We start from the raw sequence: 24742 nt of genomic DNA, 5'->3' as shown, positions 1-24742 counted from the left end.
CTATATGGCAAATAAAAAAGGCTGATTTAGCTTTGGTTTTCACGAAAGTGAAATATAGACCCGCTATGTTTATAGATCAGAATAAATAGAGATGAAAAATATTGATTGGAGCAGATTGTTACAGACAGCATAGTCAAATGTAAGAAAATAATTCAGCGTAATCCGCACCGAAAAGTTAAATTTTGAGCCAGTACATTGCGTTCAAGGCTTATAAGCGATTTACTGCTGATCTAAAATAAGCCAATTATGAAAAAATTGGCTTCATGTGACATGCATTTGTCATATAATTGTCACAATTAAATTGAACAATAGGGGATATTGATATCCTCTTTAGCCGTCTGCATGAATTCTAATATTCCTCCCGTCCAAGATCAGGTGCACGTGACACAGGTCAAGTCGACGAATGTGCACGTACCTACACCGAAATTTTTTATGCCGGTGTTTTTAACGGTCATTATTTCAACGCTAATTTATATTGGCTTTCAGCTTTCTGCTGACTTATCGCATGTTCCTGCACTGAATCTTTACTCTTTAATCCTTTTAGCAACGGCATTGTTCATTGCTTTGGGTTTTGAGTTTGTAAATGGCTTTCACGATACTGCCAATGCGGTTGCAACGGTCATTTATACAAATGCACTGTCTGCACCTGTTGCGGTGATGTGGGCAGGTTTCTGTAACTTTCTTGGGGTTATGGTCGCAAGTGGTGCAGTGGCTTACGGTATTATTGCGTTGCTGCCCGTTGAGTTGATTATGAATGTCAGCTCAGGCGCAGGTTTTGCCATGGTGTTTGCCATGTTGATTGCTGCGATTTTGTGGAACTTGGGCACATGGTTCTTGGGTATTCCAGCATCGAGTTCACACACTTTGATTGGTTCAATCTTGGGTGTGGGCATTATGAACTACCTGATGCATTCAGGCGGTGGTGCTTCGGGTGTCGATATGGATCAGGTGATTAAAGTCGGTAAAGCTTTACTGTTTTCACCCATGATCGGTTTTGCTTTTGCAGCAGTGTTGTTCTTATTGGTGAAAAAAATCTTTAAGAAACAACTGGAACTGTTCCAACCACCTGAAGGCAACAAACCACCACCGCCACTGATTCGTGCCATTTTGATTTTTACTTGCACAGGTGTAAGTTTTGCGCACGGTTCAAATGACGGTCAAAAAGGTATGGGTCTAATCATGCTGATTTTGATTGGTATTGTGCCTTTGGCTTATTCTTTAAATAAGAATTTAGATTCACAGCACATTCAGTCATTTGCTCAACTTTCAGATCAAACTGCGGCTGTGATTTATCCGAATCATAACGATATTGCAGATGAAAAAGCCCGTACGGTGATCACGCAATATATTCAAACCAAAGAAATGACTCCAGAAGTTGTACCTGCTTTAGCCAGTTTGACAGATCATTTGGGTGAGCGTGTTGGCCATTACGGAGATCTTAAAGATATTCCTGAAGCTGAAGTTTCTGCACTACGTAATGACATGTACTTAAGCACGACTGCGTTCAAACGTTTGGATAAAGCGGATCAATTGCCAGCGATGTCTGAAGCAGGCAAGAAGACAGTAAAAGAATATCGTAGTAACCTTGATTCATTCTTACAGTATATCCCAACATGGGTGAAAGTGGCTGTGGCATTGGCTTTAGGTCTAGGTACGATGGTCGGTTGGAAGCGTATTGTCGTGACTGTAGGTGAGCGTATTGGTAAAAACCATATGACTTATGGTCAAGGCATGTCAGCAGAATTGGTGGCGATGACCACGATTGCAGCTGCTGATGGCTTTGGTATGCCAGTATCGACCACTCACGTGTTGAACTCTGCGGTTGCAGGGACCATGGTGGCAAACAAGTCTGGTCTGAACTTTGCAACAGTAAGAACCATTCTTTCGGCTTGGATCTTTACCTTGCCAGCAACGATCTGTTTATCAGGTGGCTTGTTCTGGTTGTTTCTACAGTTCGTTTAAACTGATGTATAATAAGCAGTGATAAAAAACGCTACCTTGAGTAGCGTTTTTTATTAGCTCTGTATTTTATGAACGATGCTGTTCATATTTTACTTTTTGAACTTCGCCCAGACTTTGTCTAAAGGTAGTTTATCTGCGGCAAAGCCATAAAGTGCTGCAAAGGGCAGTGCGGTACGTGCTAAATAAGCTACACGCCATAAGCCACCATGGTTTGCACCATGCATCATCAGCTCTAAAGGATGTTCAAGTTTGACCTCTGGGTTAGCTACAGACGCAGGATTACGCAGGTCATGGATCCATAAAGCTGCCATGATGGCATTGGTCGTTTCAGGCTTAAAGGCTTCAACATCAAACAAGCTCGCCCCATTAAATGCGGCTTTGAGCAGTGGATTTTTGGTGACGGAATGCGTGGTGGTTGATGGTGCAATGTTGATGCTGACGCGCTGACCTTCTGATCGAGCAAGTATTGCACGCCATTGTTGAATACGTTTAGCCAACGCATAGTTCGGCCCTTGCTCAATCACTAAACAGTCGGTGATGCCATAAGACTTGTCATTATCCGACTCGACGAGCTCATGTAAGTTTTTCTTAAAGAACAGTTGCCCGCTGAGGGTTGAAATACTTTTACTGATCATCTGCTGCGTTTTAGAGCGACCACTGAACTTTTGCTCAGACGCTGTAATGACTTCCTCTGGAACTGCATAGACATCGGTAGGTGTACACATATACATCAAACTGGTATCTGCTTTTTGCGCACTGACATATTGCATAATCGCATCCATTGCAACAGAAACACGGACATGCTTTTCACCATCCAAATACGCAATCGCGGCCAAATCTAACTGATGTGGGTTTTGTACCAACCATTGTGCAATTTCAGGCACTTGTGTCAGTAAGTTCGCACCAAGTTTTTCTTTAAGCACAGACACAGGTGTTTCCGCGCTCAAAGCTTCAACCGATGGGGCATATAGCGTGGCATTGCCGTGTTGAATGGTGTCTAAAATTTTGCTCCACACGCGGCTATTCGGTAAATCAACTGCCACAATATTGGCTTTCCATTGGGCTAACCATGTGAGTGGACCCGCTTCAGATGCCGCACCGAACAAAACCATTGTGCGATCTGATAAATCAAACCATTCAGGATGTTCCACACAAGCAATCAGTGCTTCAGCATGACTGGGTTCAATCACACCTGCATCTAACCATGTTTGGATTTGTGCAAGTAAAGCACCCCCCTTTAAGCTGTGTACCTTTGTAAGGGACAGACCATTCAGGCGTCGCATGACTTTCGCCTTTGAGTTTAATAGTATGCAGCGGTGTGGTTTTAAGTGACATTACATCTTTGAGGAGATGCTTTTGGCCATCGCGATAAAACTCAAACACATTATGTGTTTTGTTGAGCCCATCTTGTGCCATTTGAATCGGTGCAATTTGATTAAGAATCCCAAATTCAACTAAGGATTTAAAATAGCGTGGATATTGTTTACGCCAGTTCTTTTCTGTAAGTGCGGCCACAGAGGTTTGGTGATCAACATTGGCTAAGGCCTCTGCAATAATCTCTTTCCCTGTACGTGAGGTACTAATTTTTTGTGTTTTCGAGTAAATTGGAAATTGAAGACCATCTAAGGGATTGGACATGCAAGAAATCTCACTGGCATTTGCTATTTATATACAGTTGTAAACATTATCTATGCCAAATCAAATTACTGCTTGGCATTTCATGCCAAATTTATGTAAAAATATATGTAATAAAAAAGCCTTCTGAATAGAAGGCTTTTGAGTTTAGCAGCGACCTTTTTGGCCTGTCCTAGTGGGCAGAAATCGCTTTGGCCATGAGGATAATAAGAACGATCATCGACGATGATACTCCCTTCAGGAGTGTGTACCGCACAGGCTGTAAAACTGAGACTGATCATCAAGGTTGCCAATATAGACATTATTTTTATCGCAATTTCCTTGGTTTATAGTTGTCCTGATGTTCATTGTAAAAATCAGGACCACCCATTGCTTAGAAAAATGTTACTGAGCCTATATGCGTATGGATGCAATCCATGTGCAATCTAGGCGTTCGGCTTTAAATAGGTAACTGGGTTAATTTGTTCAGAAAGTGTGGAATAAGACGCGGCTCTAAAATTAAGGTCATGATGACCCCATAAGCAGCTCCCCAAAGATGGGCGCTATGATTGATGTTGGAGTTGCCTTTTTTACCTGACCAGATGCTATATGCCACGTACAACACTGCAAAAATAATCGCAGGTACGGGAATAAAAAACACAAAAATTAGCTTCCAAGGTTCAAACAACACATAAGCGAACAATACCGCAGAGACCGCACCAGAAGCACCAAGGCTTGCCCAGCGCACATCATTCTTATGTTTTAAATAACTTGGTAAAATGGCAAAAATTAAGCCACCCAGATAAAACAAAACAAAACCTAACTCATAGAAGTATTGACGGTAAAAACTTTCAATAATGCTACCAAAGAAAAACAAGGTGAACATATTGAACAGGAGATGCATACCATCGGCATGAATAAAGCCATGTGTAATAAAACGATCGTATTGTCCACGTTGCATCGCAGGAGGCCAGAAAATCAGACGGTTCATCACGTTCTGATTTGAAAATGCCACCATAGAAATAATGACTGTAATAATAATGATCGTAACTGTATGATTAAAAGGTAAATCCAACATTTCTGAGATGTTCTGCATATAACTATCTTGTGGTCATAATGCCATTAAATTGAGCGAAAAGATGAACTTTCACAATAAATCCGACAATTTTGGTTGATTTTTTTTAATTACCCCGCATCTTCAGTTAAAATAGCAACTTCAGCTTGAGGAAATGATTGTTATGTCGACTGAGAACAGCAGCACTGCAGTTGCAGAGGAAATTCCAAACTTATTGATTACTCCGACTGCACAAGAGTATTTACGTGATTTATTAGAAAAACAAAATACACCGGGCATTGCTGTACGTGTATTTGTTGAAAATCCGGGTACACCACGTGCTGAATGTTGTATGGCATATAGTGCGCCTGAAGAAGTGATCCCAACCGATTACCGTCAAGATTATCCAGACTTTCCTGCGTATATCGATACACCGTCTATTCCATATCTATTAGATGCGGTGATTGATTACAACAAAGACCGTTTTGGTGGGCAGTTGACATTCCGTGCGCCAAATTCGAAAGTACCACGCGTCGGTCCTGATGCATCGATTGAAGAGCGTATTACTTATATTCTTCAGTCTGAAATTAACCCTGGTCTAGCAGGACATGGTGGTAACTGTGCATTGGTTGAAGTTGTTGAAGATGAAGAGCATGGTTTAACGGCTGTACTGAAATTCGGTGGTGGTTGCCAAGGTTGTTCAGCAATTGATGTCACCTTGAAACAGGGTGTTGAAACGACTCTGCAACAACACATTCCTGAGTTACGTCGTGTTATCGACCAGACGGATCATACGCAGGCAGAAGGCGCGTACTTCAAATAATTTTAAACCATTTTGATAAATAACCTCCTTAAATTAGGAGGTTATATTTTATCTAAAGCTAAAATGTAATTGAGAATAATTATTAATATTAATTGAAATATGTTTACCATTTGTTAAAATGCCCTACGAAATTTATACAATTTCTCCTTTTTTTGTATTTGGGTGTATGCGTTATGGGTAAAAATCTAACGAGATCAACTTTGGCTTTAGCGGTTGTAGGAGCAATGAGTTCATTTGCGATGGCAAATGAAACAATTGAAACCACGAAAGAGAAAGAAACAACACAATTACAGACGATTGTTGTTACTGCAGCAGGGTACGAGCAGGATGTTACACGGGCACCAGCCAGTATGACCGTAATTACAAAGGAAGAGCTCGAAAAACGACAATATAGTGATATTACTGATGTACTACGAAACACACCCGGAGTTGTAATTTCTGGAGCGGGTTCAGCTCAGACTGTAAGTATTCGTGGAATGGGGTCAAACTACACTTTATTTTTGGTAAATGGGAAACGCCAATACTCTAAAGATGTAAACCCAAATGGTGATGATAGTGGTTTTGAAAAAAATATTTTACCCCCAATGGCTGCTATTGAGCGAATTGAAGTAATCCGTGGCCCTGCATCTACATTGTATGGAACAGATGCTATGGGGGGGGGTTATTAATATCATTACGAAAAAAGTCAGTGATGAGTGGTCTGGAACGGTTGAATTAGGCACTGTTTTACAGGATCAAGGAAATTCTGGTGATATTAAAAATGGGACAATCTATTTGGCAGGCCCATTAATTGAAAATAAATTAGGTATGCAGTTGGGTGTAAACAAAAGTCAACGTAATGAAGATAGTTATATTGGTGGTTTTCGTGGTACAGAAGTAGAAAGTTTAAATTCTCGGTTTACATATTTAATTAACGATACACATGATCTTGAGTTAGAGGCAAACTTTACTAAACAGGAGTCAGAATCTACAGCTGGGAAAACAATTCTAAGTACAGGAACCGATTCTTATGGACGGAATTACAGAGACGTATTTAGCTTGACTCATAATGGTCATTATAGCGACTTATTAAGCAGTAGCTCATATATTCAATATGAGAATTCAAAAAACCCAGACCGTGTAAACAGCTCGACAGGTTTAAGTGGTATTGAGTTGGAAACTTGGCTTGCTAATTCACAATGGAATTTACAGTTAAGTAACCATAATTTAATTTCTGGTTTATATTTTAAAAATGAATCGCTTGTTGACCGTGCAACAAACCAAAATGCGGATTTGCCTATAGCTGAGTTGGAGCGTTGGGGATTTGCTATTTTTGCAGAGGATACATGGTCGATAACAGATCAGTTTAATTTAACTACTGGCTTACGGTATGACCATGATGAAAATTATGCTGGAAACTTCTCTCCACGTTTATATGGTGTCTACAATCCAACAAATGCATGGACATTTAAAGGCGGGGTCTCTACTGGCTACAAGCAACCTGACTTAAAGCAATCATCAAGCGATGTACACTCTGTAACAGGTAAGGGTAGTGCCTTCATTATGGGTAATGATAATTTAAAACCTGAAAAATCAGTAAGCTATGAATTTGGAACAGCATGGCAAGGGGATAAGTCTAAAACATCATTAACTGTATTCCATACTCAATATAAAGATAAAATTACAGAAGTTCGTGATTGTTCTTCACCAAATGGTAGTAACAGTAATTCAGCAACTTGGACATGTGCTGACCCATTTGGTCGTATAGACTCGACAACAGGTAACATTCGCTTATGGAACTTTATTAGCTCAAGAATTAATGTTGATGAGGCTATAATGCAAGGTCTAGAAGCGACATTTGATACAGAACTTGCCGACGGTGTGAATTTAAGTACAAACTATACTTATACAGAAACTGAGCAGAAATCAGGCGCTCTAAAAGGTGAGCCTTTGAATCAAATGCCAAAACATATGTTTAATGCGACGGTAGATTTTGATATTAATGAAACATTAGATGTTTGGACGCGTTTGCACTACAGAAGTGAAACATCCGCATATTTAGGTCGTGCCAGTATGTCTGAGCCTACACCAGCATATCAATTTTTAGATGTTGGTTTTAACTATAAATTTACACCAAGCTTGAAAGGAAAATTTGGTGTCTATAATATTCTGGATGAAAAAGCTGAAGATGCTGATGGTGAACAAGTTCTAGACGGGCGTCGTTATGGCGTAAGTTTCTCTGCAAGCTTTTAATTTATAGAAATTGGCTTAAATAAAAAGACCCGTTCAAGTAACGGGTCTGTCTCTTTAAAGCTTTAAAATCGCTTGTGCTTGGTCAGAATAATAAAACTGTTCTAAATAATAGCGTGCTCGATCACGTAAGTAATGTGATCGGATGAGCTCTTGAATAATAGGGTTCAACAAATCTTGAAGTTGATTTTGGACTAAGGCTTCGTCGATATTTAAGTCGCGTAGTAGTAAATCAAGAGAAAGTTCTTGGTTGCGAATGTACCAAGCGTAAACACCATCATGCACCTGTTGCTGCAGATAGTCGGTTTGACGCATATGCGCCCAAATTTCGTGCCCCATAGCGACAGTTTGAGGCAAGTCCTGCACTTCAATATAATTTTTCAAAACTGATAAAGGCATATCTTTGATTTTGTGCCAGAGGTTGGCTTGAAAGTAATATAGCTTTTCATCATTAAAGTTTTGATTTAACACTTGTTCACTCATTTGACTGAGTTTTAAGATGTTCTTTTGTAAATAATGCCCAATAGTGTCATTTAGGTTTGAGTCTGTGACGGTTTCCAGTACGGACTTGCCCATTTTCATAAAACTAGAAACACCCGGCACACGTTTAGTCATCACAGAGTTGTTCAAATAGTCTTGAATCGAGTGTTGAATCAGCTGGGTAATCATGGCTGAAAAAGCTGGGTTATTTACCACAGTTTTAATCAGGCGTTGACGGTGCCCACTTTTACTCGCGACATACTGCGCAATTTTGTCGATGGTAAGTACAGGAATCACATCGGCAATTTTGGTTGATTCATTGATGGGATGTATTAAAACAAACTTGATGTGCTCAGCAATTTGTGAGATTAGATGATCGGTTGCAGGTGTGGCTAGGATTTGTTTTTGCAACAACGCATTTATGTCTTCAAAGCTCCACAGTTGCTGCAAAGTTTGTTTTCTAAACCAGTGATAAAATAGGATGAATTCATTTTGTACGGTACTTGCTTGCGAAAACTCATGATCTAAAAAATTAAGATGAGCTTCAATGAGCTGCTCAATCATCGGGTGTTTCTGCATACGTACTCAACAAAATTAATTTAGTGGAATCAGTTTATCAGCCAATGGATTTTTTAACTTTTGTGTTTTTGCAAGAAAAGGCAGGTAGTGCTGTGCAACTGCTTGTTCTGCCTCCAAAAGTGGCATATGACCAACATTGTTAAGGATGACAGGAGCTTCAGCACGTTTCAATAAAGATTTGAGCTCATTCGCCACTTCGACATTAATAATTTTGTCCTGCTTACCCCACAAAATGAGGGTGGGTGCTTCAATATTTCGGGTCACTCGAGCAAAGGAGTCAGTGGTATAAATTCGGTTCAAGGTCACCAATTGATCAATCACTTTACTGTTTTTTTCAGCCTGAGTAATTAACTGTTTTTCTTGGGCGCGTTTTAAATAATAGGGCATTTTGATTGGGGTTTGCATGACACGTTGCATCACATCATCCAAATCGCCCGGCTTGCTCACAATCAAGTGCTTTAAATATTGAGGGTCTTTGGCATAGTTGGTGTTGGCGTTTTTATAAATGCCCGCACTGTTCAATAAAAACAAACTTTGCGTGTCAAAAGGGTATTGTGCGGCATATAGAGTTGCAATTGAACCACCAATGGAATGTCCTGCAACATTCAGCTTATCTTGTATATGAATAGCTTCAACAAAACGACGGAGTCGCTCTGTGACATTTGGCATAGAGAGATCAAAATCATCTGGGACTTTGGTGTCGCCGTTGGTTGGAAGGTCAGGGATAACCACGTGGTAATAAGGCGTTAGAAACTGTGCTACACGGTTCCAATTGTCTCGATTTCCAGCAAAACCATGAATCAGCAAAATCGTTGGCTTATCAACGGCACCGCCTTCGTTATAGCTCCAAACGATATCATCCACTTTAAGTGTTTTGGTTTTTAAGCCGGCGGTGACGCGTTCTTGTAGAAGGTAGCTTTGTAAACTGAGTTTGTCTTTGATGATGGTATTTTCCACCGCATGACTGGCGAAAGAAAAAGACAATGCCCACGTCAGGATGCTGACTTTTAAACAGTATTTTAAGAGGGGTTTTGAGCGCATCATCATGGTTCATCCTTAAACGGAGATGAATGAAAAAACTGACCGAATAAGATAAAAATGCTCTGATTTTGAATGGTTTTTATGTTTATTTACAGGTCTGTTTGATTCTAATCGCTTTTATGCAAATGTCATTAATTATTTGTTTGAAAGGATATACCGCATTTAGATAAAGTGTGAACTGGATATCTATTCTGCTGAGCTAAAATGCAAGTTCAAGAAAAATTAAAAAAATATGCAGCTATGTTTTTTGCAAGTGACAATCAATTTCTCTAGGATTAAACTATTGCGACTTAACAACAATCGGGTGGGAAAAGGAATGCTAACAGCTCAAGAAGCTTTAAGCCGTCTAAAACAAGGTAACCAACGTTTTGTAGCGGGTGAGACAACCCACCATAAGCAATTGTCTCACCAAGCACGAGCAGAGATGGCGGAAGACCAAAATCCATTTGCCATTGTACTCGGATGTTCCGATTCTCGTGTGCCTGCAGAAATGGTCTTTGACCAAGGTTTGGGTGATCTGTTTGTTATTCGTGTTGCAGGAAATGTGGTTGCACCTTCGCAAGTTGGCAGTGTTGAATTTGCGGCTGAGCGTTATGACTGTGCAGTAGTTGTGGTACTTGGTCATAGCCATTGCGGTGCGATTCAAGCCACCATTGACACCCTGATGAACCCAGATAGCCCACCATCTGCAAACTTGATGTCGATTGTAAACCGTGTCCGTCCTTCGGTTGAAACCTTGATGCAAACTGAACTGAAACATGATTTATGCAAACTGTCTAAACACGCAGTACGTTCAAATGTATTTGCCTCTGTAAATCAGTTACGTCATGGCTCAGCTGTGCTTGAAAGCTTGATTGCCAAAGGCAAGTTACAAGTGGTTGGCGCTGAGTACTCACTTGAAAGTGGTGAAGTGGTTTTTTTTGACTTCTGATCAGCGGATATGATCAGAATAAAAGGCGCTTTATAAAGCGCCTTTTATATAGGGATAAGCTAAATTTAATAAAATAGCTTGTGCCTTGCCATTTGGATGGACCAAGTCTTTTTGCATCAGGCTTTTATTTCCCGCTACACCTTCCAAGAAGAAGGGCAGTAATTTCACTTTGTATTGTTGACTAACCACTTTGTAATTATTTTCAAATGCCTTGCTATAGGCTGTGCCATAGTTTGGTGGCATTTTCATTCCCAAGACAACCACGGTGGCATTGGCTTTTTGACTCTGTTGAATCAGTTGCACTAAATTTTTTTGAATCATCTGAGGTGGTTGACCACGCAGCCCATCATTCCCGCCAAGCTCAATCACCACCACATTTGGCTTATGCGTTTGCAACAGTTTGGGTAAACGAGCCAAAGCGCCACTGGTGGTTTCACCACTCACACTGGCATTGACCACTTTGTGTTGTTTCGGATACTGTTGGTCTAATCGTTTTTGCAGTAAATTTACCCATGCTTGCTGTGGTTCTATGCCATAACCTGCACTAATGCTATCTCCTAAAACCATCACGGTTTTTGCAAAAACCCAAGTGGGGCTTAGGCACAGTGCAAGCAAAACCAAGTATGAACTAATCCGTTTTTTAAATTTGCGATTTTGCACGAATATTTGCATATAGGGATGTTATGACCCAAGTTCATAGTGATGTAAGCATCATGCCACAAGTGATTATTTCTGCCCAGCAACTGACACAAAAGATTAAACTTCCGCAAAAAGAACTGACCATTTTCTCAGATTTGAGTCTCAGCATATTAGCAGGTGAACAAGTCGCAATTACAGGACGTTCAGGTTCAGGAAAGTCTACCTTACTGGGTATTTTGGCGACCTTAGATCAGGCTAGCGGTGGTGAGCTCATCGTTTGTGGTGAAAGTATTTCCAAGCTCAACGAAGAACAGCGTGCGAATGTGCGTTTAAAGCATATTGGCTTTGTATTTCAGTCCTTTCAACTGCTGCCACACCTGACTGCTGTTGAAAATGTGATGCTGCCGTTACGGCTTCATGCATCATTTAACTTCGCTGAAGCGGAGCAACGCGCTTTGAGTTTATTGCAAAAAGTTGGATTAGAGCGACAGGCCACCCAAACACCGAAGGTACTTTCGGGTGGGGAGCAGCAGCGCGTCGCAATTGCCCGTGCGTTGATTGCGGAGCCAAAAATTATCTTTGCCGATGAACCAACAGGAAACTTAGACAGTCAAACTGCGCGAGAAATTGAGCAATTATTGTTTCAATTGAACCGTGAGTTGGGTACGACCCTGATTTTAGTGACGCATGACCATACGCTTGCAGAACAGTGCCAGCGCCATTTTGAATTACTCGATGGACAGTTGATCGAACATCCTCGAACGGGAGGATAAAATGAATTCGCTATTTCAACCCTTACTGAAGCAAAGTTTTAAAAGTAGCGGTGTGTATTTATTGATTATTGCGTTGATTCTCGCGATCAGTGCAACGACCGCGCTGAAGTTTAGTAATGAGCAAATTCAAAATGCCGTAGCGCTGCAAGCCGCCGAGATGCTAGCAGGGGATTTGGTTCTAACGGACAGTCAAAAGCTCGATCCGAAATGGAAAGCACAAGCGACAGCTCTTGATTTAAAACAATCCGAAGTCACTGTCTTTAGTTCGATGGCATATACCAATGATCAGTTTGTTATGGTCAATGTCAAAGCGATTGATCAAGCTTTTCCTCTACGTGGAGAGCTACGCATTCAGCCAATTGCGAAGCACATTGCCTCGGGTGAAGTGTGGTTGAGCCGGCGTGCTATGGATTTGCTACAGGTTAAACTGGGCGATCAACTGAATATTGCAGATGGTACTTTCAAGGTGGCAGGCTTGATTGAGCATGACTCCAATCAAGAGTTGGGCTTTTCTGGGTTCTCACCGACGGTGATTATTTCTGAAGCGGATATTGCCAAGACCAATGCCATACAAGTCGGTAGTCGCATTGACTATCGTCTACTGATGGCAGGTACAGCACAAAATACTCAGCAGTTTGAAGCAAATTTTAAGAAGCAAAATGTAGCACCTATGGACGTAGATGCGGCCGCTCAAAGTGTCAATGCTGAGGAGCCACAAAACAGCTTACGCTTACGCAATGCCAGTGAGGGCAATACCCGCTTAATGAAACCAATTGCAAATTTGGACACTTTTTTGCAGTTGGCGAATATCTTAACGATTTTGTTGTGTGGAATTGCAATTGCTTTGACCAGCCAACGCTTTGTACAACAAAATCAAGATCACATTGCGCTATTACGTTGTATGGGGGCTGCGAAGTCACAAATTCTCTGGGCTTACCTCAGTTTGTTGGGTGTGGTGTTCTTGCTTGCCATGCTGGTCGGGAGTGTCGTGGGGGTAGGGCTGGGTTATGGCCTGTTACAGTTGATGTTACAACTGATTCCACACTTAAGTATTGCATTTTCAGCTTGGGATATGCTGCTCGGGCCGATTCCGATTGCCATGTTGACCAGTGCTGTGGTGCTATTGGGTTTTGTCTTACCAAGTTTTTGGGAGCTTTTGAATACTCCACCGATCCGTGTCATTCGCAGTCAAGAAAAATCGGTTTCGTCTATGTTTTGGATGCTGCTCGCAGGAACGGCAAGTCTGGTGCTGTTTAGTATCGTTCTGACTGAAAACATGGTACTGACAGCCATGGTCATTGGTGCGATTATTATTCTGTGTGCAGTGCTATACAGTGTGGTCTGGCTGAGTTTGAAGTTTATCCGTAGCTTGAAAAATGCGGTTTCTGCCTATGTTCGCACGCCTTACCAGACTGCATTTCAGATTACCGCTTTGGCTTTGGGACTTAGTTTAATTACGGTCTTAGCCGTATTACGAACCGATTTGTTAGAGCGCTGGCAGCAGCAAATTCCTGCGGGAACGCCTAATCAGTTTGTATATGGTTTACCGCCTTTTGACATGCCTGAGTTAAAAGCACAAATTGAGCAGAATCATTGGAACAGTACGCCACTCTATCCTAATATTCGAGGTAGACTGATTGCCAAAAATGGACAGCCTTTTGCTGCAGATTTGGTGAAGCAAAATAATTCCTTACGCCGTGAGTTAAATTTAACCCAAGCAGACAGTTATCCTAAAGACAATATGATTGTCTCTGGCGCATCAAAACTGACAGCAAAAGGACAAGTTTCGGTAGAAGCCAATACCGCAACAGAGCTTGGGATAAAAGTGGGAGACCAACTGACCTTTAGTTTACCAGAGGGTGTCATTCACGCCAAAGTGGCGAATTTAAGAACCGTGGAATGGGAAAGTTTTAGTCCAAACTTCTTCTTTATTTTTGCGCCAAAGACCATGGATGAAAATGCGGGCAGTTATTTGGGCAGTTTCTATGTGCCTGAGTCTGACAAAGCGAAATTGGTCAGCATTATTCAGCAATTTTCCAATACCGTCTTTATTGATGTCAGTTTAATTTTAGATGAAATTAAGCGCATCGTGACGGTGCTGGTGCAGATTGTCACGATCCTTGCAGTTTTAGTGAGTATTTCAGGTATTCTGGTTTTAATTGCTTGCCTGAACTTACTTATGGATGAGCGTAAACGTGAAGTGGCATTGTTACGTTCATTTGGTGGTTCCAAGCAAAAACTCAGAAGCATGCTCAGTCTAGAAATTGGCTTTATTGGTTTTATGGCAGGTGTGGTTTCTTGTTTATTTGCTGAAGCGATAAGTGCGGTCGCATGTTATCGCATAGGATTAGCCATTCAGCCACACTGGGAAATCTGGCTCATTTTACCATTGTTCATGACCTTACTCTGCGCGCTGATTGGGCGTTATCGCTTAAGTTATCTCAGTGATATTCCACCTTTACAAAGTTTGAGAGAGATCAATCAATCGTGATTGATCTCTTAATATCTTAAGCGTTGAATCTTAGAAATTGAGCTGTTGACGCATCATCATTAACACTTCTGACCATAAGGGTTGAATATAGACCACAAGGTTTTGGCAGTGTAAGTAAAACCAATACGAACCGCAGGCTGCCAAAACAAGGCTCAGCGGCATAATCCAACGCTGCTGCGTCTTTTGGGAGAGATACCAAAGTGCCGCCAAAACAGCACCCATCAACATGCCGCCAATATGTGCGGCATTATTAATACCTGAAATCATAAAGCCCATGGCTAAGTTGATTCCCATCACGATGAGCAACGTCTTTTTATCTAAAATAAAACGTTGCTGTGGGAGCATCGGCAGAAGGGATAGAACCGTCAGCGCTGCGCCCAGCCCCATGACGGCACCTGAAGCGCCTGCACCGACACGCGGCAAGAGTTCAGGGTTTGCTAAACCCACACGAATTAGTTCATAACTGTCTTGGATGGCAATATAACCACTGAGCAAGCTACCCATGAGGCCCGCAAGGACATATAGCGCAAGAAAATAGACACGTCCAAACATTTGCTCTAGCACACTGCCAAAAATATACAGCGCCCACATGTTCAACATGAGGTGAACCAAGCCAAAATGAAAGAACATACTGCTCAATAAACGCATCGGTTCAGCCAAGAAGGTGAGCGGTGCATAGTCTGCTCCCCAGCGTATGGCATCAGCCGTACTTGGATTGCTGACATCCATGCCATGCAGGACTTGCCAAAAAAACAACCCAACATTCACGGCAATAATGACGGCGGTAATCCACCATAAATGTACGTCAAATTTTGTTTTGATTTGCGGAGGTGTAAGCTCGGTCATGCTATTCTTGCTAAAATTTTGCTATATTTGCCCAAGCTTAGCATGAATAAAAATGATTTTTGGAGTAAGCCACTGGCATGAAAGCTTTTATTGTTCGTAGTTTGTTAGTCGTTGTCAGCTTCGTGCTTTTGGTACAGTTGTGGGTTTTTGCAAGCCTAGTGTGGTGGCGTTACAAGCCAGTGGAAACCACCATGTTTATGCGGATTGATTATTGGTCTGAGCCATCCAAACCCATTCAACACGAATGGCGTGATTATGATGAGATCAGTGAGTACATGAAAAAAGCCATTGTTGCGGCTGAAGATGGCAAATTTATGCAACATCATGGTTTTGACTGGGATGGGATTCAAGCGGCGCTTGAACGTAATAATGACACGGGCAAAGTGGTTGCCGGCGGTTCAACAATTTCTCAGCAATTGGCAAAAAACTTATTTTTATATAACAAGCGTTCATTCATTCGTAAAGGTCAGGAAGCTGTTGCAACTTGGATGATGGAGCGGATGTGGAGCAAAGAACGTATTTTAGAGGTTTATCTGAACTCGGTGGAGTTTGGCGATAATATCTATGGCGTGGAAGCTGCAACCCAACACTACTTTGGTAAAAGTTCACGTAGCTTAAGCCGAGAGCAGGCGGTCTTTTTAGCGGCCATTTTACCCAATCCGAAATACTACCAAGACCATCAAAATGACCGTAAGTTGCAAAACCGCGAGCGCATGATTCGAAAGTATATGCGCTATAGCGATATCCCTTAATTTGATTGATGTGAAAAAGCCCAAATTTATGGGCTTTTTTTTATGAAATTGTCACAAAATTGAAGCATACTTATCATGATAAAACGCATTCAAATAATCAAAGGTTAGCTATGAATACGGCAGCAAGTACATCTCCGATACTACAACCTGAATACGCGTATAACGATCGCTATATTAACCGTGAGTTATCGATATTAGATTTCCATTTACGTGTATTGGAACAAGCCGTAGATCCTTTACATCCGCTCTTAGAACGGATGAATTTCTTACTGATTTTTTCACGTAACTTAGATGAGTTCTTTGAAATTCGTGTTGCGGGCGTCATGGAGCAGTTGGATCTAGGCAATGAAAGCCGTAGCCCCGATGGCTTAACCCCACGCCAAGTCCTCGACCAAATTTCGCAAACCGCACATGCCGCAATTGAACGTCAGTATCGTATTCTCAATGATGAAATTCTGCCGAAACTACGTGAGGAAGACATTTGCTTCTTACGCCGTGGGGAACTGACGCCTGCACAGTCTTCATGGGTGAAGAAATATTTCCAAGAACAGGTTGCACCTGTCTTAACACCGATTAGCCTTGACCCTGCGCACCCATTTCCGCGTTTAGTGAATAAAAGTCTCAACTTTATTGTGACTTTGGAAGGGAAAGACGCATTTGGTCGTCAGATTGATTTGGCCGTTGTTCCTGCACCACGTTCATTGCCACGTGTGGTTCGTCTACCGGATGAACTCACAGGTGGAAAAGAGCATCATGTGATGCTTTCAGCTATCATCCATGAGCATGTTTCTGACTTGTTCCCAGGGATGACAGCAACAGGCTGTTATCAGTTCCGTGTCACACGGAATGCTGATTTGGCGCTCAACGAAGATGTTGAAGACTTAGCCAAAGCACTGAAAGGTGAGTTAAGTTCACGTCGTTTTGGACGAGCAGTACGTTTGGAAGTTACACAAAACTGTCCAGAACATATTTATAACTACTTGCTAGATGAATTTGATCTGCATCAGGAGCAGTTGTATAAAGTCGAAGGACCTGTGAACTTGGCGCGTTTATTGTCCAATTTTAAACGTCCACATCTACGGTATGACGCACATATTCCTGTTATTCCTAAAGTGTTGAAAAAGTCGGAAAGCATGTTCTCTGCAATGCAGAAGCAGGATATTTTACTACATCATCCGTTTGAGTCTTTCGCACCTGTGATTAACTTGTTGCGTGAAGCTGCACGTGACCCACAAGTGTTGGCGATTAAGCAAACCCTCTATCGCAGTGGTGCAGACTCTGAAATTGTACAAGTCCTAGCAGAAGCGGCGCGTAATGGTAAAGAAGTTACCGCGGTGATTGAGCTGCGTGCGCGTTTTGATGAAGAGTCAAATATCGAAGTGGCAAATGTGCTACAAGAAGCGGGTGCTGTGGTTGTTTACGGCATTGTGGGCTATAAAACTCATGCCAAAATGATTCTTGTGGTACGCCGTGAAAATAATAAACTCGTTCGTTATGTGCACTTGGGAACGGGTAACTACCATGCGGGTAATGCACGTATTTATACCGACTATGGTTTGCTTACGACCGATAAAGAGTTGTGTGAAGATGTACACCGTATTTTCCAAGAATTGACAGGCATGGGGAAAATGGCGAAGCTGAAAAAGCTACTTCATGCGCCATTTACGCTCCATGCTCAACTGATCCACTTTATTGATGATGAAATTGCCAATGCGAAAGCAGGTAAGAAAGCGCAGATTATTGTGAAAGTGAATGCACTAACCGAAGTGCAACTAATCAATAAGCTGTATGAGGCATCACAAGCAGGTGTACAAATTGATCTCATTATTCGTTCAATTTGTTGTCTACGCCCGGGCTTGCCAGGGCTTTCGGAAAACATTCGTGTACGTTCGATCGTGGGGCGCTTCTTAGAACATACGCGTGTTTTCTATTTTAGTAATAATGGCGATGCGCGTATTTATGGTTCGAGCGCCGACTGGATGGATCGAAATCTATTTAATCGTGTTGAGGCATGTTTCCCAATTGAAGATCCAGCTTTGAAAAAACGTATTTATCAGCAAGGGTTGTTGACCTATTTGCAAGATAATCAACAAGCTTGGTTACTACAGGGTGATGGAACTTGGCTTCGTGCGACGCTAGCTGAAGGCGAAACCGAGCATAATGCACAGCGTTATTTGCTAGATGTGATTAAATAACTTTAGGGATTGTGCTTGAGTCTACTAAAGATTTAGGCACAAAAAAAAGGAGTCATGTTTGACTCCTTTTTTATGCACAAAAATAAGCTTAGTGCAGATCTTGAGTAATTTTTTTCAGGATTTGTAATAGCACATCAAATTCGCTTTGTAGTGGGGTGCTTTTACGTGTCACCAAAGCCAAGATACGGCTTGGAGCAGCTTCAATTTGTTTGACCATCAAATCTGGATTCGCTTTAATCATATTGGTATGAATTGCGATTTCAGGTAATAAGGTAAAACCAAGATTAGCCGATACCATTTCCACAAGGGTGGGTAAAGAACTCGCTTTTAAACGATGATCGTTTTTACGCTCACCAATTGGGCAGGCACTTAGCGTATGGTCACGTAAGCAGTGGCCTTCTTCAAGCAACATTAAGCGTGAAAGGTCTAAGTCATCCAGCGATTTGGCTTGGCTTGCGATATCTGATTTATTGCAGACCAAAAACAAACTTTCTTTTGCGACTTCAGCAACTTTTAAGCCACGTGTATCAAAAGGTAGAGCCAAAACGACCATGTCTAAATTGCCATGTTCGAGTTTTTCTACAATTTTCTCACTTTGCGCTTCGTGTAAATGTAGTTGAATTTTAGGGAGTTGCTTATGCACTTCATCTAACAATTGCGCCAGAATAAATGGCGCAATGGTTGGAATAACACCTAGATGTAAATCACCAGTTAAAGGCTCGCTCATTTCTCGGCTTAAACGCATCAGGTCTTGAGCATCTGCCAGTAGAACACGAGCACGAGCAACGACTTGCTCGCCTAGAGGAGTTAAGCGCACATTTTGGCGATCACGCTCTACAAGTACGCCACCGAGTAGGCGTTCAAGCTCCATAATCCCGCCCGATAAAGTCGATTGGGTTACAAATGAACGGCGTGCAGCTTCAGTAAAATGCAGCGTTTCTGACAGTGTAACGAGATATGACAGCTGTCTTAAGGATGGTAATGCAGCCATAGTGTCCTAATGATTATGATTTAAAGTGTTGTGCAAATAATTCGCTAAGATTTGGAATGAAGTGCGGTGGGATATCATGCCCCATTCCATCAATTAATTCAAATTTAGCGCCCATAATTGCCTTTGCAACGGCCTTTCCGTGACTAGGCGGGAGTAAACGGTCTCGCGAACCGTGTACCACAAGGGTCGGTTGTTGAATCTGTTTGTCCAGTTGCAATAAAGAACCTGTACATAATATTGCTAAAAACTGCTGAAGTACACCCGCAGGGTAATAACTTCGGCGATATAATTTGCGAGAAGTCTGAATTGACTCGATTGGATTGTGATAATCAGGCGAGCCAATGATCTTAAACACTTTCAAAGAGTGGCTTACAATTCCTTCTTCATCAGTCGATTCAGGTCGACCAATTAGACTAAAGAGTTGCTTTGGAAAAGGCGGCGGCAGTAAAGGTTGGTTGTTACTGGTGAACATTAGGCCGAGCTTTTTGACCTTCTGTGGATGACGCGCTGCTAGAATTTGCCCAATCATACCACCCATGGATGCACCAATCACATAACTTTCATCTAAACCTAAACGGTCTAAAAGCAGTGCCACATCGTCAGCCATGTCGTATAAGTCATAAGGTGCACCACGGTTATCTAAACCTAAAGCAAAACGCCCCATCAGTTTGAGGGTGTTTAAGCGTGGACCTTGATGTTTAATTTTTGAAGATAAACCAATATCGCGGTTATCAAAACGAATGATACGAAACCCTTGATCAATCAGAGATTTACAGAAGAAATCAGGCCAAAATAAGAGCTGTGCTCCTAAACCCATGATCAAAACAATGGTCGGATGATGGTCTTCGCCACCGATTTCGACATGGAGTTCAATACCATTGCCTAAGTCGACTTTGGTTTCGCGCATGAAAGAGGTATAGGGTGAAAGATTATATTGGAGTGCGCTATTCATTATTGTAATCCTCACATAAAGGACATCTATTGTTATAAATGTCCTTTTATTTAAACTCTAAACCTATGCTGGAATCAAGTCTGGAACCAGTTTTGTTAATGCTAAACGTTGTTTCGCTGCGGTTGCACCGAGCAGTACGAAGCCGCGAAGTGTACCTTGACTGTCTAGGGCTTTGGCAATCATGCCATCGTCTAATTCCTCAGTTTCCCAGTTCACCTCTGCATCGATTGGCGCAGGCAAAACAGTGAGCGGCGCAGCGGGTGTTTTAACTGCTACAGGCATAGCAGGGTAATGCACCGCAGTGGTGTCACCATTTAAGGTTTTGGCTAAAGCGCGTGCTTGTTGCATGATTGGCATGACATAAGGCAGCAAGAGTCCATTTACCTCAGCACAATCTCCTACGGCGTAGATGTGTGGTTGATTGGTCTCAAGTTGTACGTTGGTCAAAATCCCACGACTAGTTTGAATATCTGCTTCTTTTGCAAGGGAAATGCTTGGTTGTAAGCCAATCGCAGATAACACTACATCTGCGACCAAAGACTGACCATTGGCCAAGGTCACAACATAGTCACCATTTTCAATTTTAGAAACTTTTTCAACTGTGGTGCCAAGGACAAAATGAATACCCGTTGCTTCAAGGTTTTCTTTAAAGGCTCTTGAAACATGCGCTGGCAATAAACGACCCAAAGGCTGGTTTGCCAAGTCGATGACGGTAGCTTGATGGCCTGTATGTTGTAAATCATTGGCAAATTCGCAACCGATAAGACCTGCACCTAAAATGACTACACGTTTGTCTGCACGCTTTTCAAGTTCTGCGCGGAAGGTTTTATAGTCGTCTAGATTGTTTACAACTTGAATGTCATTGCTTCCATCACCTGCAATGGCTAAGCGAATTGGGTTTGCACCTACTGCTAAAACCAATTGAGAGTAGGGCTGTGTAGATTCAGTGCCATCTTTAACAAGGGTTAACTGCTGTTGTTCAGCATGAATTTCTTTTACCCAAGTATGCGTGGCAATCTGCATTTTCAGTTGTGTTGCCATTTTCTCTGCATCACCCAAAGCAATTTGTTCAGGCGCTTTGTTGGCAACAAAGGCATTGGACAACGTTGGTTTGGCATAATTAGTCGCATCATCTGCACATAGCATAAGCAGCTCTTGTTCAGGGTTCAGCTTGCGAAATTCACGTGCTACAGCATAGCCTGCCATACCTGAGCCAATGATGACGATGGGATGCATAAGGTTCTCCAGAGATTATTTTAAAGACGTAAAAAAAGACCATGCTGCATGGTCTTTAACACTATGAATTAGATTTCAACCATTTCAAAATCGATTTTTGACACGCCACAATCTGGGCAAGTCCAATCGTCAGGGATATCGTCCCATTTTGTTCCCGCCACGATGCCATCTTGTGGCCAACCTTCTGCTTCGTCATAAATCCATCCACAAACGATGCATTGATACTTCTTCATTTGATTCTCCAAAACGCTGAACAAGAAAGGGTTCAGCAAAATAATCCATTACGCAAGCTGCTATTCATCTGAGTTGTTAGCATACTTCGCTAATCTAAATTTTTACGCAGTTCTAATACGAATGTAAAGTAAATATCGGAGTTTAATGATTGAATCTATCTGCTAAAAGCGATGATCAGGACAAAACGTATCATTTAAAACCAGATCGTATTTTGCAAAAGTGTGAAAGATATAGATGATTGCAAGTCAAAAAGATGTGTTTTTTCAATCGGCTAGTCTTTTAAAATCCTTAAAAATATAGACTATGGTCGTGATGTAAATGTAGAATTAAATTGCTATTTTAATATTGAGTACATCTATACCTAATATTTATTAAAAAAATGATTTAATTAAAAACAATAGCTTACACAAATATTTGGGTTGTTCAGTCGGCTGCATGGCCAGTACTTGACTGTTTTTTTCACAGATAAAGCTGTAAAATTCATCTATTCCTTTTCAAATTTTATTGATCTCCTATGAACAACTTGTCTACAACGTTGTGGTCGCACATTCGTACGGTCCAAGATTTTCCAAAACCTGGGATTTGCTTCTTCGATTTAACACCATTGTTTATGAGCAATATTGAGCCTTTAACCGACGCGTTAATTGCAAGTATTCCTGCTGAACAGTTGGCGGAAGTAGACAGTTTTGTTGCTGTAGAAGCGCGTGGCTTTGTGCTTGCGAGCTTATTGGCACAACGCTTAGGTAAAGGTTTATTGTTGGTACGTAAAGCAGGCAAGCTGCCACCACCGGTGGTAGGTGTGGGTTATAGTTTGGAATATGGTTTAGACCGCTTAGAAATGGCAGCCAATACCCCGTCGCAAAAAGTGATTATTGTGGATGATGTTTTAGCGACAGGTGGGACATTAAAAGCCGTTAAACAGTTGGTGGCAAAATGTAATCATGAAGTGCTCGGTGCTAGTATTTTTCTTGATTTGCCTGATTTGCATGCTGACTTAGGTTTAAAGATTTGGTCAGTATTAGATGACAAATCAAAACCAGAATCTGTTGCGGCGTAAGCAGATTAAAAAGCCTTGGGACATCCAAGGCTTTTTTTATTTATATAAATTAGGACTTACGCACTATTACTTATAGATTCTCTGTGGTAGCAGATGATTTTTATCGAGAATAAAGTCATCAATGAAGTTTTTGATAATTGGTCTAAATAATTTCTTCTGCCAACGATATATATTTTCAAAGATCCGCTCAAACTGGTTCTTTTGTATCTCAACGTAGGCCATCAAGGCTGAAAAAATATGATTCAAAATCAGTTTAGATCGTCTTACTTGAAACTTTTCAATATGACAAACCTGTTTAATCACCCGGTGATATTGCTCTATTTTCCAATGACTTGAATGTAATTCATGAAAACCCTCAAAGGACAATAAATCATCTTCATCTTGATGCACAATATAAAACCTCTGCTGTTCTTTTAACTGAGTCTTAAATAATTGTACAAAGCCAAAATCTTTGAGCCAGACCACTTGACCCTGATGGAAATTCGGCAATAAACGCAGTTGAAACCATTGTCCTTTTTCTGGGGAAACCTTACGGTTACAGTCGATACCAAACATAAATCGAATACCATATTTTCTTATGGTTTTTAGATTTCCAGTCGATGAATACCAACTATCACCTGTAATAAATTGAATCTTTGCACCCCAACTGAGTACTTCACTTAACATATCCATAAAGTAATCATTCTTGGTTTTACTTTCAGATTTGTCATAAATTCGGAAATTAATTGGAATATTTTGACCATTTTGATCTGTCGCATACAAGGTAATGAGATTAATACCCTTGACGGATCGGTGGTGTTTGCCTGACCAAAAATAGCTAACCAAGTCCATATGCTGACTATACGGTTTATCTAAAACAGTATCATCAATACTGACTATAAGTTTATTATTATCAATATGTTGAATTGCTTCTTGATATAGGTCGTGAGGTGTGTAGTCTTCACGCTCTAGAAAGCGATTTACACTATCATGCGAGATGTTATAAGTCTCGGCAAGTTGTGTGCAGCTAATAGAGTTCGGTTCTGTCATGAGAAAGCCCATATAAATGGGTAGAGTACAAGTTGCTGTAGAAGCATGTTTAATTCGTCTGATCACAGATACTTTATAAAGTATTTTAATACTTTTTTGAATCCGTCAATGCGTAAGTCCTATAAATATTGTTGTTCTAGATGTTCAATCAGTTGATTAATACTTTCAGGTTTAAGTAATCGGTGGTGTCCACCTTCAACTGCTTGAATCAACATATAATTTTCTAAAACTTCCTGTGCTGCATACATATCAATTAATTCATCTCCCAGCTCCAAGTAGGCCACTTGCGGTACATTGTGGTCTAAGTCAGTCTCATCAATACTGGGGTAATCATCACGAAAGTCAGGGGCTAAGCGTGGGTTAGCAATTACACACGGAATTTGATGTAGCAGCGACATTTTCAATGCCCAATATGCACCAATACAATGTCCAACAATAATCTCAGGTTTTATTTTTTCAATAATATCGTCGTAGAAACTAGCTACGGTAGAAAAATTGAGATAGCGATAATCGATATCGATACAAAATTTCTGCTTTGCATCAATGGCATGGAATTTAGTGGACTCACGTGAGGAGTCTAATCCATGCAAAAACAAAATTTTAGATTCGCATCTGCTCATGATTTATCATTCAATTAAAAAACTAAATTATTTTATGAGTGGAGAAAAGTTTACTTTTCCACGATTTATAATGTCCATTGTAGAGGGATTGATCGCGAAATGAAGTTAGCTTTTGGTCTAAGAAATAGACAGATCTTTTATACGGTGGGCGTCTTAGGTCCGAAATAAACAGGATGTATACTTTTTTATATACCGCGTGGTTTTTGATGATGCT

General features: G+C 41.2%; 19 protein-coding genes and 3 pseudogenes. 9 read left to right on the top strand and 13 right to left on the bottom strand.

Annotated elements, in window-relative coordinates; translation table 11 throughout:
* The first annotated feature begins 342 nt into the window (after positions 1-342).
* The gene (locus AC4CU3_RS03225) at positions 343-1962 is read left to right on the top strand and encodes an inorganic phosphate transporter (protein WP_183174011.1); all 1620 of its coding nucleotides are present in this window, start codon (positions 343-345) and stop codon (positions 1960-1962) included.
* A gap of 89 nt (positions 1963-2051) precedes the next feature.
* On the opposite strand, the pseudogene AC4CU3_RS03220 reads toward AC4CU3_RS03225, so the two are convergent.
* The 3 genes and pseudogenes from AC4CU3_RS03220 to AC4CU3_RS03210 all read right to left on the bottom strand — a co-directional run bounded on the left by AC4CU3_RS03220 (position 2052) and on the right by AC4CU3_RS03210 (position 4654).
* Positions 2052-3600, bottom strand: a pseudogene (locus tag AC4CU3_RS03220) (hypothetical protein).
* 155 nt (positions 3601-3755) lie between these two features.
* A pseudogene (locus AC4CU3_RS03215) lies at positions 3756-3908 on the bottom strand (hypothetical protein); the annotation flags it as partial.
* Positions 3909-4036: 128 nt separating this feature from the next.
* Positions 4037-4654 carry a rhomboid family intramembrane serine protease gene (locus tag AC4CU3_RS03210; RefSeq protein WP_058869197.1) on the bottom strand — a complete coding sequence of 206 codons (618 nt, stop codon included), beginning with the start codon at positions 4652-4654 and terminating at the stop codon, positions 4037-4039.
* A gap of 160 nt (positions 4655-4814) precedes the next feature.
* On the opposite strand from AC4CU3_RS03210, the gene nfuA reads away from it, so the two are divergent.
* Together nfuA and AC4CU3_RS03200 are read left to right on the top strand one after the other, a co-directional pair.
* Positions 4815-5453: a Fe-S biogenesis protein NfuA gene (gene nfuA / locus AC4CU3_RS03205; protein WP_004981041.1), complete on the top strand. Its 639-nt coding sequence runs from the start codon at positions 4815-4817 to the stop codon at positions 5451-5453.
* A 173-nt stretch (positions 5454-5626) separates the two neighbouring features.
* Positions 5627-7685 (top strand): annotated as a pseudogene (locus tag AC4CU3_RS03200) (TonB-dependent receptor domain-containing protein).
* Between the two features lie 54 nt (positions 7686-7739).
* Here AC4CU3_RS03200 and AC4CU3_RS03195 read toward each other — a convergent pair.
* A complete protein-coding gene (locus AC4CU3_RS03195; RefSeq protein WP_279044048.1) occupies positions 7740-8741 on the bottom strand; it encodes a hypothetical protein in 1002 nt (333 codons plus the stop codon).
* 15 nt (positions 8742-8756) lie between these two features.
* A complete protein-coding gene (locus AC4CU3_RS03190; protein ID WP_279044047.1) occupies positions 8757-9788 on the bottom strand; it encodes an alpha/beta fold hydrolase in 1032 nt (343 codons plus the stop codon).
* 310 nt (positions 9789-10098) lie between these two features.
* Here AC4CU3_RS03190 and AC4CU3_RS03185 point away from each other — a divergent pair, with 310 nt between their 5' ends.
* The gene (locus tag AC4CU3_RS03185) at positions 10099-10713 is read left to right on the top strand and encodes a carbonic anhydrase (protein WP_004981036.1); all 615 of its coding nucleotides are present in this window, start codon (positions 10099-10101) and stop codon (positions 10711-10713) included.
* Positions 10714-10743: 30 nt separating this feature from the next.
* On the opposite strand, the gene AC4CU3_RS03180 is transcribed toward AC4CU3_RS03185, so the two are convergent.
* Positions 10744-11385: an arylesterase gene (locus AC4CU3_RS03180; RefSeq protein WP_279044046.1), complete on the bottom strand. Its 642-nt coding sequence runs from the start codon at positions 11383-11385 to the stop codon at positions 10744-10746.
* Between the two features lie 11 nt (positions 11386-11396).
* Between AC4CU3_RS03180 and AC4CU3_RS03175 the strand changes: the two genes are divergently transcribed.
* Positions 11397-12125 (top strand): ABC transporter ATP-binding protein, encoded by a 729-nt coding sequence (locus AC4CU3_RS03175; protein ID WP_234953807.1) that lies wholly within the window; start codon positions 11397-11399, stop codon positions 12123-12125.
* Between the two features lies 1 nt (position 12126).
* Entirely contained in the window at positions 12127-14616 is a 2490-nt protein-coding gene (locus AC4CU3_RS03170) for an FtsX-like permease family protein (RefSeq protein ID WP_279044043.1), read from the top strand.
* Between the two features lie 30 nt (positions 14617-14646).
* Here the strand turns inward: AC4CU3_RS03170 and AC4CU3_RS03165 are convergent, their stop codons facing one another.
* On the bottom strand, positions 14647-15462 hold the full coding sequence (locus tag AC4CU3_RS03165) for a rhomboid family intramembrane serine protease (RefSeq protein WP_005399875.1): 816 nt from the start codon (positions 15460-15462) through the stop codon (positions 14647-14649).
* Between the two features lie 77 nt (positions 15463-15539).
* Here AC4CU3_RS03165 and mtgA point away from each other — a divergent pair, with 77 nt between their 5' ends.
* Positions 15540-16214 (top strand): monofunctional biosynthetic peptidoglycan transglycosylase, encoded by a 675-nt coding sequence (mtgA, locus tag AC4CU3_RS03160; RefSeq protein WP_148826452.1) that lies wholly within the window; start codon positions 15540-15542, stop codon positions 16212-16214.
* 110 nt (positions 16215-16324) lie between these two features.
* Complete coding sequence (ppk1, locus tag AC4CU3_RS03155) at positions 16325-18409, top strand: polyphosphate kinase 1 (protein ID WP_004694385.1); 2085 nt, start codon at positions 16325-16327, stop codon at positions 18407-18409.
* Between the two features lie 88 nt (positions 18410-18497).
* Here the strand turns inward: ppk1 and oxyR are convergent, their stop codons facing one another.
* The 4 genes from oxyR to rubA all read right to left on the bottom strand — a co-directional run bounded on the left by oxyR (position 18498) and on the right by rubA (position 21821).
* On the bottom strand, positions 18498-19400 hold the full coding sequence (gene oxyR / locus AC4CU3_RS03150; RefSeq protein ID WP_004694384.1) for a LysR family transcriptional regulator OxyR: 903 nt from the start codon (positions 19398-19400) through the stop codon (positions 18498-18500).
* 13 nt (positions 19401-19413) lie between these two features.
* Entirely contained in the window at positions 19414-20352 is a 939-nt protein-coding gene (locus AC4CU3_RS03145) for an alpha/beta fold hydrolase (protein WP_004694383.1), read from the bottom strand.
* Between the two features lie 63 nt (positions 20353-20415).
* On the bottom strand, positions 20416-21588 hold the full coding sequence (locus AC4CU3_RS03140; protein WP_279044041.1) for an FAD-dependent oxidoreductase: 1173 nt from the start codon (positions 21586-21588) through the stop codon (positions 20416-20418).
* 68 nt (positions 21589-21656) lie between these two features.
* Positions 21657-21821 carry a rubredoxin RubA gene (gene rubA / locus AC4CU3_RS03135; protein ID WP_004694381.1) on the bottom strand — a complete coding sequence of 55 codons (165 nt, stop codon included), beginning with the start codon at positions 21819-21821 and terminating at the stop codon, positions 21657-21659.
* A gap of 515 nt (positions 21822-22336) precedes the next feature.
* Between rubA and AC4CU3_RS03130 the strand changes: the two genes are divergently transcribed.
* Complete coding sequence (locus AC4CU3_RS03130) at positions 22337-22879, top strand: adenine phosphoribosyltransferase (RefSeq protein ID WP_058869209.1); 543 nt, start codon at positions 22337-22339, stop codon at positions 22877-22879.
* A 66-nt stretch (positions 22880-22945) separates the two neighbouring features.
* Here the strand turns inward: AC4CU3_RS03130 and AC4CU3_RS03125 are convergent, their stop codons facing one another.
* Positions 22946-23974, bottom strand: a complete 1029-nt coding sequence (locus AC4CU3_RS03125) for an IS701 family transposase (protein ID WP_490737974.1) — start codon at positions 23972-23974, stop codon at positions 22946-22948.
* 53 nt (positions 23975-24027) lie between these two features.
* The gene (locus AC4CU3_RS03120; RefSeq protein ID WP_279044570.1) at positions 24028-24528 is read right to left on the bottom strand and encodes a YqiA/YcfP family alpha/beta fold hydrolase; all 501 of its coding nucleotides are present in this window, start codon (positions 24526-24528) and stop codon (positions 24028-24030) included.
* Positions 24529-24742 lie beyond the last annotated feature (214 nt).

It is taken from the genome of Acinetobacter sp. 802_lipA, assembly GCF_058242885.1.
The sequence above is the reverse complement of the archived record's forward strand: the minus strand, read 5'-3'. Positions and strand labels throughout refer to the sequence as shown.